The following is an 11946-nucleotide window of genomic DNA, read 5'->3' on the forward strand; positions in this document are numbered from 1 at the left end:
GGCACGTCAAGCACTATATGTGAAATTTAGTTTCAATTCTAGCCAGTAATACCTTTGTTTCTGTCGCGCCGCTGCGTTCCCAATCGGGCGGCGGCTGGCGACGAAACCACGTATACTGGCGTTTGGCATATTGTCGCGTGGCAAGTGCGCCGGCGGCCGCGGCCTCGACGACATCGGTTTCGCCGGCGAACAAAGCGCGCAGTTCGGGCACGCCGATCGCGCGGAGGACGGGGGCGTCGGCAGGCACATCGGTGCGGGCGAGCAGCGCCGTCGCCTCGGCGCGTCCCTGATCGACCATGTCGGCGAAGCGCCGATCGATGCGGTCGCCGAGCCAGTCGCGATCGGGGAGGAGGATGAGCGGGGCGAGATGGATTTCGCCGGCGATCCCGCCCAGCCGCTGCTCCTGCCAGTGCGAGAGCGGCTTGCCGGTGGCGCGGACGACTTCGAGCGCGCGGGCGATGCGAATGGTGTCGGTGGGGTTGAGCTTCGTGGCGGCTGCGGGATCGGCGGCGGCGAGTTGGGCATGCGCTTCCGCCACCGGCAGCGCACGCACCTGTTTCCGCACCGACGGATCTATCTCGGGGACGGGAGCGATGCCCTCCAGCAAGGTGCGCAGATACATGCCGGTGCCGCCGACGAGGATGGGCAGGCGCCGTTCGTGGTGCGCCTCGGCGATCGCCGCGCGCGCCTCGGCCGCCCAGCGTGCCGCCGAATAGGCGTCGGCACCGTCGACATGGCCGAACAGGCGATGGGGAACGCGCGCTTCCTCCTCGGCCGTAGGACGGGCCGTGAGGATGCGGAGATCGGCATAGACCTGCATCGAATCGGCATTGATGACGGTGCCCCGGTGCTTTTCGGCGAGCGCGAGCGCGAGCGCGGACTTGCCGCTCGCGGTCGGCCCTGCGATGAGCGCCACCGTTGGAAGCTCGGCCACGCCCTATCTCCGTTCGTGCTCAGGGCGAACGGGAAGGGAGCGCGCCGCGTCATCAAGGAAATGAACGTGTTCATCGCGACGCTCATAGCAGACGGCCTCAGCGCGGGGCAGCTTTCCGAAGCCGCCGATCGGCTGGCGGGTGTCGATTGCGCGCCGGGGGCGTGGCACTGGCTCGACCACGGCAAAGCGGCGGACCTGCTGTTCGTGTCGCATCCGGGTGCGGCGCGGGCTGCACTTGAAGGCGCGTTTCCTGCCACCGACGTGATCGTCCAGCCGCAGCAGGGCCGGAGCAAGAAGCTGCTCGTCGCCGACATGGATTCGACGATGATCACCGTCGAATGCATCGACGAACTCGCCGATTATGCCGGAATCAAGAGCCGGATCGCCGAGGTGACCGAGCGGGCGATGAAAGGCGAGCTCGACTTCGCCGAGGCGCTCGACGCGCGAGTGGCGTTGCTGGAGGGGCTGGAGGAAAGTGCGATCGACCGCTGCCTCGCCGAGCGGGTAAAGCTGATGCCGGGTGCGAAGGCTTTGGTGCAGACGATGCGCGCGCGCGGGAGCCTGACGATCCTCGTCTCGGGCGGGTTCACCCGCTTCGCCGAGCCGGTGGGCGCCGAGATCGGCTTCGACCGGGTAATCGCCAACCGGCTCGAGATCGGCGATGCCCGGCTGACCGGGAAAGTCGCCAAGCCGATCGTCGACAGCAATACCAAGGAAGCCACTTTGCTGGGCGCGTTGGCCGAGCTGGGACTGCCGGCCGAAGCATCGATGGCGGTAGGCGACGGCGCGAACGACCTCGCGATGATCCGGCAGGCCGGGCTGGGCGTGGCGTACCATGCCAAGCCGATCGTCGCCGCGGCGGCGGGGGCGCGGGTCGATCATAATGACCTGACCGCTCTGCTCTATGCGCAGGGGATTCCGCGAGGGAGTGGGTTGGCGGCTGACGGGTTGTCAGCGGCCGGCGCCGGCTCTCGAACGAACGCCCGCTTCCTACCAACAGCAAGAGCCCTCAGGCGAGTGCCTTCGCTTCGATCCCGGCCAGCCGCATGAAGTTGGCCAGCATCGCGTGGCCGTGCTCGGTGGCGATGCTCTCGGGGTGGAATTGGACGCCGTGGATCGGCAGGTCGCGGTGGCGGAAGCCCATTACCGAGGCGTCGTCGGCGGTGGCGTTGACGATCAGGTCGTCGGGAATGTCGGTCACGATCAGCGAATGATAGCGCGTCGCGGTGAAGGGCGAAGGCAGGCCTTCGAACAGGCCGGTGCCGTCATGTTCGACCGGGCAGGTCTTGCCGTGCATCAGCCCGCCGCGGACGACCTGGCCGCCGAAATGCTGGCCGATCGCCTGATGGCCGAGGCAGACGCCGAGCAAGGGCTTGCCGAGATCGGCGCAGGCGGCGACGAGATCGAGGCTGATCCCGGCCTGGTTGGGGGTACAGGGGCCGGGCGAGATCAGGAAGGCCTGGGCATTGCTGGCGATCGCGTCGCGCGCGGTGAGCGCGTCGTTGCGGACCACCTGCACTTCGGCGCCGAGCTCCATCAGGTAATGGACGAGGTTCCAGGTGAAGCTGTCATAATTGTCGAGGACGAGGATCATGCAGGTCCGGTTAAGGCGTTTTGCGCTTTCTCACAATTGTCTTGGCCCGGAATTGCCTTGGCGTGGCCATAGTGCGGGGCAACGGTATCGCGCACAGGGGCGTTGACCCGTCGAAGGAGCTTGCATGATTTCCAGTCTGTTGTTTGCCGCGTTGATGGCGAGTCCGGCTCCGGCGCAGGTCCGCGGGCCGCAGGACGAGCCGCCCAAGCGCGTGCGCTCGATCCTGCTTTATGGCGACGAGCAATGTCCCAAGACCGAGGATCCGGACGAGATCGTCGTGTGCGCCAATGCCGGCGAATCGCCTTATCGCATCCCCAAGCGCTTCCGCAACCAGCCCAAGGAAGACGCCGGTTCCAACGCGTGGACCAACCGGGTCGAGGCGGTGGAGCAATTCAACCGCGCAGGGCTGCCGAACAGCTGCTCGCCGGTGGGCACCGGCGGCCAGACGGGATGCACGCGCGCGGCGATCCGGCAATGGTATCAGGAGCGGCTCGACGCCAAGGCGAAGGCTGCGCGGGCTGCGACGCCTTGAGGTGAAAATCCTCCCACGCGAAGCGGGGAGGGGACCACGAAGTGGTGGAGGGGGCGTAGCCTCGGGCGATGTCGCTTGGGGAGAGGCCCCTCCGTCAGGCTGCGCCTGCTACCTCCCCGCTTCGCGAGGGAGGAATTTTGGTTACTGGCCGAAACCCGCTTCGCTGGCCCTCGCCACGGCTTCGCGGGCGGCCGCAAACAACGCGCCGGCCTTGGCTTCGCATTCGCGTTGCTCGTAAGCCGGATCCGAATCCGCGACGATGCCGGCGCCGGCCTGGACGTGCATCACACCGTCCTTCACCAATGCGGTCCTGAGCACGATGCAGCTGTCCATCGATCCGTCGGGCGAGAAATAACCGACGCCGCCGGCATAGGGCCCGCGCGTCTCGGGTTCGAGTTCGGCGATGATCTGGCAGGCGCGGACCTTGGGTGCGCCGCTGACCGTGCCGGCGGGGAAGCCGGCGAACAAGGCGTCGAGCGCGTCGCTGCCGGACCTGAGCCGCCCGACCACGTTCGAGACGATGTGCATGACGTGGCTGTAGAATTCGACGGTGTAGCTGTCGGTGACACGGACGCTGCCTGCCTCCGCCGCGCGGCCGACATCGTTGCGGCCGAGATCGAGCAGCATGAGATGCTCGGCGCGCTCCTTGGGATCGGCGAGCAGACTGGCGCGATTGGCCTCGTCCTCGGACGCCGTAGCCCCGCGCGGGCGGGTGCCGGCGATCGGGCGGATCGTCACTTCGCCATCGCGGGCGCGGACGAGGATCTCGGGGCTCGAGCCGGTGAGCGCGAAGCCGGGCAGGTCGAGATGATAGAGGAAGGGCGAGGGGTTCACCCGGCGCAGCGCACGGTAGAGCTCGAACGGCGGCAGCGCGAACGGAGTGGTGAAGCGCTGGGCGAGCACGACCTGGAAGATGTCGCCGGCGGCGATGTAATCCTTGGCGCGTGCGACCATCTCGCCATAGCGGCCGGGTTCGAGCACGGGGGTGAGGGCGACCTCGGGCAGGCCGGCGCGGACGGGGGCGGGCAGCGGGGCGCTCGCCAGTCGCGCGGCAGTGGCGTCGATGTGTTCGGCGGCGGCGGCGATCAGCGCCTCCGGATCGCGGGACGCATCGGGCCAGACCGGCGCGACGAGGAACAAGGTGTCGGCGAGGCGATCGAAGATCAGGACCACCGTCGGCCGCACGAACATCATGTCGGGCACGCCGATCGGGTTCGCCGGCGGACGCGGGAGCTTCTCGACCAGTCCGACGGTCTCGTAGCTGAAATAGCCGACGAGGCAGGCGAGCGCGCGGGGCAGCTCGGCGGGCACGTCCATGCGGCAGCGCTCGACGAGGCCGCGCAATGCCTCAAGCGCGGGTTCGGAGCAGGGCGCGAACGCCTCGCGATCGGTCAGCCAGTGCGGGTTGATCGCGGCTGCGTCACCGGTCGCGCGGAAGACGAGATCGGGGGCGAGTCCGATCAGGCTGTGGCGGCCGCGGACCGATCCGCCTTCGACCGACTCGAGCAGGAAATCGCCGCGGCCGGGCTCGATCAGCTTGAGCGCCGCCGCGACCGGCGTCTCGGTATCGGCGACTTGCCGGCGCCAGAGCAGGGCCGGGCGCCCGGCGGCAAGCGCCGACCGAGCGGCTTCGACGCCCTGGGTCACGATCCGCTGGCCGTCCCCGTGCGGGCGAGATCGGCGCGCAGCTGCTGGATCACCTTTTCGTTACGCGACACCTTCACCTGGTTGCGCACCGAGGCGATGAACTGGCGGGCGAACTCGCCGCCGACCTGCGGGGCGATCTCGCCGCGCACCCGCGTCATCGCCGCCTGATCGCCGGCGGCGCTGTGCTGCTCGACCTGGGCGAGATAGACGACGTAAAAGCCTTCGCGATTGGTGCCCTCGACCAGTTTGGCCTTTTTGGGCGCCATGTTGAACGCCATCTGGAGATAGGGCGCCAGCTGGCGGTTGAGCACTTCCGCACGCTTGAAATCGAAATCCTTGGGCGGCGGGCCCTTGGTGACGCCGGATTCGGTCAGCGCCTGCTGCATCGGCACGCCCTTTTCGAGCTTGGCGACCACGGCGGTGGCGATGGTCCGCGCCTTTTGCAGCGCCTGCTCGACCAGATAATCCTTCACGACGCGCTCGCGGATCTGGGCTAGCGGACGCGCCGCGGCGGGCACGATCCGCTCGAGGCCGACCAGAGCGAAGCTGCCGTCGGGGCCGAGCGGCACGATCTGCGGTTCGTCGCCGGCCTGTTCGATGCCGAAGCCGGCGCGCATGACGGGGACGAGCAGCGGATCGGGCTTGAAGGCGGGATCGTCGGGATTGGCGGCGGCAGGCGTGAGCGCCGGCGAGCGCTCGGCGACGAGCTTGGCGTCGGCCACCGCCTCGTCGAAGGTCTTGCCGTCGCCGATGCCGTCGTCGAGCGACTGGCGCAGCTGCGCCAGCGTCTCGGCGAGCTTGCGCGCGCCGATCTCGGTGGCGAGTTCCGGCCGCGCCTGATCGAGCGTCTTGGCGGCGACCTGCTCGATCTTCTCGACCTGGAGCAGGTGCCAGCCGAGCGGCGAACGCACCGGGCCGACCACCGCGCCCTGCGCCGCGGCAAAGGCGGCATCGGCGACCGCAGGGGCGGTCTGGCCGGCAAGCGCGGGCTTTTCGACGCCGTCGAAACTGGTGGTTTCGAGACCCGCGCCGGTCGCGGCGGCGGCGAGGGTCTTGCCACCCTTCACTTCGCCGGCGATCCGGTTGGCGGTCGCCTGGTCGAGGATGACGAGCTGGCGGACGGTGCGCTTTTCGGTTGCCGCGAAGCGATTGCCGGCCTTCTTATAGGCATCGGCGATCTCGGCCTCGGTGGCGGCGGTGCGCGCCTTGAGCGCGTCGGGCTTGACCGTCGCGAAGCGGACGATGCGCCGCTCGGGCACCATGTAGCGCAGGCGCTTCGAATTATAATAGGCAGTCAGCGTCTTGTCATCCGGATCGGCGCCCGGGTCCATCGCGATCGTGGGCACGAGGCCGACGGTTCCCATGCGGCGCTCGAGCAGCAGCGAGGCATAAGGCAGGACGACGCCGTCGGGAATCTGGCTGCCCAGGGTCGCGCGGTTCAGCATCCAGTTGCTGTAGCGCGTATTGGCGATGTCTTCGCGGAAGGCGACCGGCGAGATGCGGTTCTGCGACAGCAGATCCTCGAACTGCTTCTGGCTGAACTTGCCGTCGAGCCCGAAGAAAGCCGGGTTGCTGGCGATGTCGCCGTCGACCAGCTTCTTGCTGACCTGCATTCCCGAATCCTGGGCGAACTGGACCATGGCGGCGTTGTTGATGATCTCGTCGAGCGCCATCTCGAAGCCGCCCTGGGCGAGGAACTGCTCCATCGTCACATTCTGCCCGCCGCGCTGGAGATTGCGCAGATAGATGTCGATCCGCTCACGGACCTCGCGATCGGTGATCTTGCGGTCGCCCACCTTGGCGACGACGTTGCCGCCGGCGCCGCCCACCGTGGAGCGTGCGCCGGTGATGTCGCCGGCGGCGAAGGCCAGCGCGATGATCGCCAGGAAGACGAACACTGCGATCAGGCCGAAGCGCGACTTGGTGAAGCGGCGGAAGAAACTGAGCATGAAGGGCCGTTCGAAAGAGGAATTTGGCGTGCTTTAGGGCCGCGACACGCTCCTTCAAGCTTGTGCAGCGCGTAAGGCTTGGTATCGCCTGCGACCAAACAGGAGGAGTACGACATGCGTCGCAAGCTGGTCGCCGGAAACTGGAAGATGCACGGGCTGAAGGCGCAGCTGGGCGAAGTCGAGGCGATCGCGGCCGCGGCTGCGGCGAATCCCGGCGTCGATGTGGCGCTGTGCGTGCCGTTCACCTTGATCGAACCGGCAGTGGCGGTGGCGGGCGCACTGCCGATCGGCGCGCAGGACGTGCACGAGGCCGACAAGGGCGCGCATACCGGCTGCGTTTCGGCCGCGATGCTGCGCGACTGCGGCGCGACGCTGACGATCGTCGGCCATTCGGAACGGCGCGCCGACCAGCACGAGACCAGTCACGACGCCTGGGCCAAGGCGGCGGCGGCGCGGCGGCTGGGGCTCAGGGTGATCCTGTGCTGCGGCGAGACCGAGGCCGAGCATGATGCGGGCCGGGCCGAGCGGATCGTCCAGTCGCAGATCGAGAAGTCACTGCCCGAAAGCGCGCATGGCGACTGGCTGACGCTCGCTTACGAGCCGCGCTGGGCGATCGGCACCGGCAAGACCCCGACGCTCGAGGAAATCGCCTCGATGCACGCGATCGCGCGGGCCAAGCTGCGGACGATGGTGGGCGATGCGGCCGACGGGATCCGCATCCTCTACGGCGGATCGGTGACCGGCGCGAATGCGGCGGACATTCTCGCAGTCGACAATGTCGACGGGGCGCTGGTCGGCGGCGCGAGCCTGACCGCGGAGAAGTTCGTGCCGATTATCGAGGCTGCGGCTTCGCTTTCCTGATTTCACCCAGCGTGACCAGGGCCGTCACGCTCGACGCGGCGGCGAGGGCGGCGCCGACCAATGCGCCGCCGTGGAAGGCCGCGATCAACGCGGGTCCGGCGCTGGCGATTACCGCACCAGCTATCGCGATGGCGATCAGCCCGCCGGTGCGCGCGATCGCGCTGTTGAAGCCGGAAGCGGTACCGCCATGGGTATCGTCGACCGAGGCGAGTACCGCGGTGGTGAGCGGCGCGGCGACGCTCGACATGCCGATCGCGATGACGAGGCAGCCGGGGAAGACCGAGGTCCAATAGGATGCGTCCTCGTTCACCAGCACGAGCAATGCGAAGCCGATCGCGACGATCAACGCGCCGATGGTGAGCGGCCAGCGCGGCCCGACCTTCGCAGTCACGCTTCCCATTACCCGCGACGCCAGACCCATGCCGAGGGGCATCGGCAGCAGCGCGAGCCCGGCTTGCAACGCAGTGTAGCCCGCCGCCTCGATCAGCACGAAGGGGAGTAATAGCAATACCCCGCCCAGCGCGCCGTAAAGCAGGAAGGTGAGCACGGTGAGCCCCGCGAAGGCGCGCGAGCCGAACATCGCGAATGGCATCATCGCGCGGGCGCCGCGGTGATGCTCGATCCACAGGAACAGCCCCGTGGCGAGCAGTCCGACGGCGAGGCCGATCGCGACGGTGGTGTCGAACCCTTGCCCGCTCGACCAGAGTGTGAGCGCCCAGGTGAGCGCCCCCAGCGCGATCGTGGCGGCGAAGGCACCGGGCAAATCGAGCGGGAGTTCACCCTCGGCGCTTTCCTCGACGTAGCGCAGCGCGATCAGGATCGCGGCGGCGGCCACCGGCACGTTGACGTAAAAGATCGCGCGCCAGCCGATCGCGTCGACCAGCCAGCCGCCGAGCGGCGGACCGACCGCGCCGGCGATGGCGCCGACTCCGGCCCAGGTGCCGATTGCCTTGCCGCGCGCTTCACCGGTGAAGGAATGGCCGAGCGTCGCGAGGCTGTTGGGGAGCAGGATCGCCGCGCCGATGCCCTGCAGTGCGCGCGCGGCGAGGAGGAGGGTGAGATCCGCCGCCAGCGCGCAGGCGATCGATGCGACCGTGAAGATCGCGATGCCGATGACGAGCAGCTTGCGGCGCCCGAAATGATCGCCCGCCGCACCGCCGATCAGCAGCAGTGCGGATAGCGGCAGCAGATAGGCGTTGATCGTCCATTGCAGCTCGGCAGGCGTCGCATGGAGGTCCGCCCCGATCGCCGGCAGCGCGACATTGGTGACCGATCCGTCGATAAAGGCGAGGCTCGACGCGAGGATGCACGCGACGAGGATGAGCCTGGGATGGGCGGCCTGCATGCGACCGGCGATAGCAGAGGCGCGGGGCGACGGGGAGGGGCTTGGAGTCGGAGGCGCAACGACCTAGGCTCGCGCCGACCAACACGGAGCCGTGCGATGATCGTTCGTTTGCTCGTCCTGCTTGCGATATTGGCGGCGGCGCTGCCCGCCGCGGCGGGGACGATCGAGCATCATCGCATCGACGCGGCGAGCCTGCGCGGCAATCCTGCCGGCGTGGAGAGCGTGCGCGGCGTGACGGTCTATCTGCCGGACGGCTATGCCGCGGGCACGCGGCGGCTCCCGGTCCTCTATTATCTGTCGAGCTTTTCGAGGACGACCGGGCACCGTGGACCGCCAACGGCGCCGAAGCCCTGTTCGATCGCGCAATCGCCGGGCGCGTGATCGGCGATGTGATCGTCGTCACTGCCGACTTCACCACCCCGGCGGGCGGAAGCTGGTACGTCAACTCGGCGGCTACGGGCAATTGGGACGACTTCATGGTGCGCGAGCTCGTCCCGTGGGTCGATGCACGCTATCGCACGCTCGCGCGGCCCGAATCGCGCGGCGTCGCCGGCGACCGGATGGGCGGGCACGGCGCGATCCGCTTCGGGATGCGGCATCCGGAGATCTTCGGGGCCGTCTATGCACTTCATCCGATCGGGACCGGCCCGGGGCTGCAGACGATGTTCTCGCGCCCGGACTGGGCACGGCTGGGCAGCGCGAGATCGATGGATGATCTGCGCGGCGACGGCTTTTCGCTGATCTTCACGTCGATCTTCCAGGCGCATCTTCCCGATCCCGCGCGGCCCTTGCGGTTCGCGCCGCCGGCCAGCCTCGTCGGCGGGCGCCTGGTGGTCGATCCCGCCCGCACCGAGCAGCTCAATGCGAGCTTCTTCCTCGAGCGCCAGGTCGGCCGCTATGCCGACAATCTCAAGCGGCTGCGCGGCTTCATGTTCGACTGGGCGCGCGGCGACACCAATGCCGATCACATCGTGTCCAACCAGGCGTTCACGCGCGTGCTCGACTCGTTCGGCGTGCCGTATGAGGCCGAGGAGTATCGCGGCGGCTGGGGCGAGCGGCATTGGGGCGCCGACGGACGGATCTACACCGAGATGCTGCCCTTCTTCGCGCGAACGCTGGATTTCAGGGAGCCGTAAGCGGCTCAGCCGCCGTAGCGGTCCTTCAGCACCTTCCAGGTCGCGCGCAGGCTGACTGCCTCCGCGCCCTTGGGGCGGCCGGGCTTGGCCGAACCGTTCCAGCAGAAGATGTCGAAATGTGCCCATTGCGCCTTTTCGGGCGCGAATTCCTTGAGGAACAAGGCCGCGGTGATCGCGCCGCCGAAGGGCCCTCGGCCGCATTGACCAGATCGGCGACGTCGGACTTCAGCAGATCCTTGTACGGATCGTAGAGCGGCATGCGCCATATCGGATCCGCCTCGGCTTCGGCGGCGGCGAGCAGTTCCGAGGCGAGCGTGTCGTCATTGGCGAACAGGGCCTGCAGATCCGCGCCGAGCGCAACGCGGGCGGCGCCGGTCAAGGTCGCGAAATCGAAGACGAGCTCGGGGTTGCTCTCGGCGGCCTTGGTGAGCGCGTCGCCGAGGATCAGCCGGCCCTCGGCATCGGTATTGCTGTTCTCGACGCTCAATCCCTTGCGCGAGATCATCACGTCGCCGGGGCGGGTCGCCTCGCCGTTGATCGAGTTCTCGACCGCGGGGACGAGCATGTGGAGGCGCACCGGCAGGCGGTTCTGCATCACCAGCTCGGCGAGCGCGAGCGCGTGCGCGGCGCCGCCCATGTCCTTCTTCATCAGCCGCATGCCGGCGGCAGACTTGATGTCGAGCCCGCCGGTGTCGAAGCACACGCCCTTGCCGATGATCGCGATGCGCGGATGCTCGGGATTGCCCCATTCGAGCTCGATCAGCCGCGGTTCGCGGCCCTCGCCGGCGGCCTTGCCGACCGCCCAGAGCATGCCATAGCCCTTCTCGACTTCCTTGCCCTTCACGACGGTGAGGGTGGCGCCATAGTCCTTCGCCAGATCGGCGGCGGCGGCTTCGAGATCGGCGGGCCCCATGTCATTGGCGCCGGTGTTGATCCGGTCGCGCAGCTTGAAGGTGACGCCGGCGAGGCGGAGGGCCTCTTCCATCTTCGCGGGATCGCCGGTGAGCAGCACGCGCGGGCCCTGGGCCTTGTCGTCCTTCTTCCGGTAGCGGTCGAATTTGTACTGGGCGGTGAGCCAGCCATAGAGCGCCTTGCCGGGCTCGCGGCCGTCGACGCGATAGGTGCCCTCGGGGAGTGTCTCGGCGAGCTTGGCGAGGCACCAGGGAGTGAGGCGCTCGACATTGGCGACCACGGTCACCACTGACCAATCCTCGGGTCCGTCGCCGGGGAGGATCGCGCTCGAATAGCCGGTGGGGGCGAGCTTCTGCGCCTGCGCGGCGGTGCGGTGGCGCGGCGGCTGGGCGGCAAGCCATGCGTCAAAGCCCTTGGCGTCGATCAGGTGGATATTGCGAGCGGGCTGGCCGCGGTCGGGCTGAACAAGCGTCGAGAGATCAGGCATGGCAGTGATCTAGGGGCGCAAGGCCGCTGCGCCTAGCCCCCGAAGTTCAAGATGAATTTTTGTTCATTTTCGGAACCGTTACGGCTTCGGCTGGTTAGCCAAACGCCTCGACGCTCCGGCCTCAAGAGGAGCGCCCCGTTCACGGGAGACTGCGTGTGACCGATGCTCGTGGCACTGCCGACGATCAGCCCGCGGTACAGAGCGAACCTCCTGCCAGCAGACGGCGCTGGGGGAGTTGGCTGTCGATAATCGCGGGCGTGCTGCTTGCGCTGATCGGGCTGGTTCTGGCGGTCGGTGGGGCGTGGCTCGCAGTGCTCGGCGGATCGCTTTATTACCTGCTGACCGGCGTGGCGATGATCGCGGCGGGCGTGCTGTTGGTGCGTGGGCGGATACTGGGCGGATGGGTCTATCTCGCGATCGTATTGCTCAGCGCGCTCTGGGCGTGGTGGGAAGTCGGCGCCAATGCCTGGGCGCAGGTGCCGCGGGTGATCGCGCCGGTGGTGCTGCTGCTCGCGGTGATCGCGGCGATGGCGACGTTGAGCCGGCGGC

At 68.3% G+C, this 11946-nt stretch carries 10 protein-coding genes and 1 pseudogene; 5 read left to right on the forward strand and 6 right to left on the reverse strand.

Going from position 1 to position 11946, the window contains the following annotated elements; translation table 11 throughout:
- Positions 1-13: 13 nt before the first annotated feature.
- Complete coding sequence (gene miaA / locus PIB19_RS01435; RefSeq protein ID WP_271239387.1) at positions 14-934, reverse strand: tRNA (adenosine(37)-N6)-dimethylallyltransferase MiaA; 921 nt, start codon at positions 932-934, stop codon at positions 14-16.
- A 66-nt stretch (positions 935-1000) separates the two neighbouring features.
- Between miaA and serB the strand changes: the two genes are divergently transcribed.
- Entirely contained in the window at positions 1001-1984 is a 984-nt protein-coding gene (gene serB, locus PIB19_RS01440) for a phosphoserine phosphatase SerB (protein ID WP_271240882.1), read from the forward strand.
- Here the strand turns inward: serB and PIB19_RS01445 are convergent.
- Complete coding sequence (locus PIB19_RS01445) at positions 1944-2528, reverse strand: anthranilate synthase component II (RefSeq protein ID WP_271239388.1); 585 nt, start codon at positions 2526-2528, stop codon at positions 1944-1946. The two genes, serB and PIB19_RS01445, sit on opposite strands and share 41 nt — an antisense overlap.
- A 124-nt stretch (positions 2529-2652) precedes the next feature.
- Between PIB19_RS01445 and PIB19_RS01450 the strand changes: the two genes are divergently transcribed.
- Positions 2653-3060, forward strand: a complete 408-nt coding sequence (locus PIB19_RS01450) for a hypothetical protein (RefSeq protein WP_271239389.1) — start codon at positions 2653-2655, stop codon at positions 3058-3060.
- 141 nt (positions 3061-3201) lie between these two features.
- Here the strand turns inward: PIB19_RS01450 and trpE are convergent, their stop codons facing one another.
- Both trpE and PIB19_RS01460 read right to left on the reverse strand, forming a co-directional pair.
- The gene (trpE, locus tag PIB19_RS01455; protein ID WP_271239390.1) at positions 3202-4707 is read right to left on the reverse strand and encodes an anthranilate synthase component I; all 1506 of its coding nucleotides are present in this window, start codon (positions 4705-4707) and stop codon (positions 3202-3204) included.
- A complete protein-coding gene (locus PIB19_RS01460; RefSeq protein WP_271239391.1) occupies positions 4704-6656 on the reverse strand; it encodes a peptidylprolyl isomerase in 1953 nt (650 codons plus the stop codon). The genes trpE and PIB19_RS01460 overlap by 4 nt, the downstream gene beginning before the upstream one ends.
- Positions 6657-6770: 114 nt before the next feature.
- Here PIB19_RS01460 and tpiA point away from each other — a divergent pair, with 114 nt between their 5' ends.
- Positions 6771-7517, forward strand: a complete 747-nt coding sequence (gene tpiA, locus PIB19_RS01465; protein ID WP_271239392.1) for a triose-phosphate isomerase — start codon at positions 6771-6773, stop codon at positions 7515-7517.
- Here the strand turns inward: tpiA and PIB19_RS01470 are convergent.
- Entirely contained in the window at positions 7489-8862 is a 1374-nt protein-coding gene (locus PIB19_RS01470) for an MFS transporter (RefSeq protein WP_271239393.1), read from the reverse strand. The genes tpiA and PIB19_RS01470 overlap by 29 nt on opposite strands.
- A gap of 96 nt (positions 8863-8958) precedes the next feature.
- On the opposite strand from PIB19_RS01470, the gene PIB19_RS01475 reads away from it, so the two are divergent.
- Both PIB19_RS01475 and PIB19_RS01480 read left to right on the forward strand, forming a co-directional pair.
- Entirely contained in the window at positions 8959-9243 is a 285-nt protein-coding gene (locus PIB19_RS01475; RefSeq protein ID WP_271239394.1) for a hypothetical protein, read from the forward strand.
- The gene (locus tag PIB19_RS01480) at positions 9240-9998 is read left to right on the forward strand and encodes an alpha/beta hydrolase-fold protein (RefSeq protein WP_271239395.1); all 759 of its coding nucleotides are present in this window, start codon (positions 9240-9242) and stop codon (positions 9996-9998) included. Before PIB19_RS01475 ends, PIB19_RS01480 begins: the two co-directional genes overlap by 4 nt.
- Before the next feature lie 5 nt (positions 9999-10003).
- Here the strand turns inward: PIB19_RS01480 and PIB19_RS01485 are convergent.
- Positions 10004-11397, reverse strand: a pseudogene (locus tag PIB19_RS01485) (leucyl aminopeptidase family protein).
- Between the last annotated feature and the right edge of the window lie 549 nt (positions 11398-11946).

The sequence above is a fragment of the Sphingomonas sp. 7/4-4 genome, assembly GCF_027941955.1.
Classification (GTDB): domain Bacteria; phylum Pseudomonadota; class Alphaproteobacteria; order Sphingomonadales; family Sphingomonadaceae; genus Sphingomonas.

Coding starts and splice junctions, on each gene's coding strand:
- PIB19_RS01445 (WP_271239388.1), bottom strand. CDS start 2,528: ATGATCCTCGTCCTCGACAATTATGACAGCTTCACCTGGAACCTCGTC.
- PIB19_RS01450 (WP_271239389.1), top strand. CDS start 2,653: ATGATTTCCAGTCTGTTGTTTGCCGCGTTGATGGCGAGTCCGGCTCCG.
- PIB19_RS01460 (WP_271239391.1), bottom strand. CDS start 6,656: ATGCTCAGTTTCTTCCGCCGCTTCACCAAGTCGCGCTTCGGCCTGATC.
- tpiA (WP_271239392.1), top strand. CDS start 6,771: ATGCGTCGCAAGCTGGTCGCCGGAAACTGGAAGATGCACGGGCTGAAG.
- PIB19_RS01470 (WP_271239393.1), bottom strand. CDS start 8,862: ATGCAGGCCGCCCATCCCAGGCTCATCCTCGTCGCGTGCATCCTCGCG.
- PIB19_RS01475 (WP_271239394.1), top strand. CDS start 8,959: ATGATCGTTCGTTTGCTCGTCCTGCTTGCGATATTGGCGGCGGCGCTG.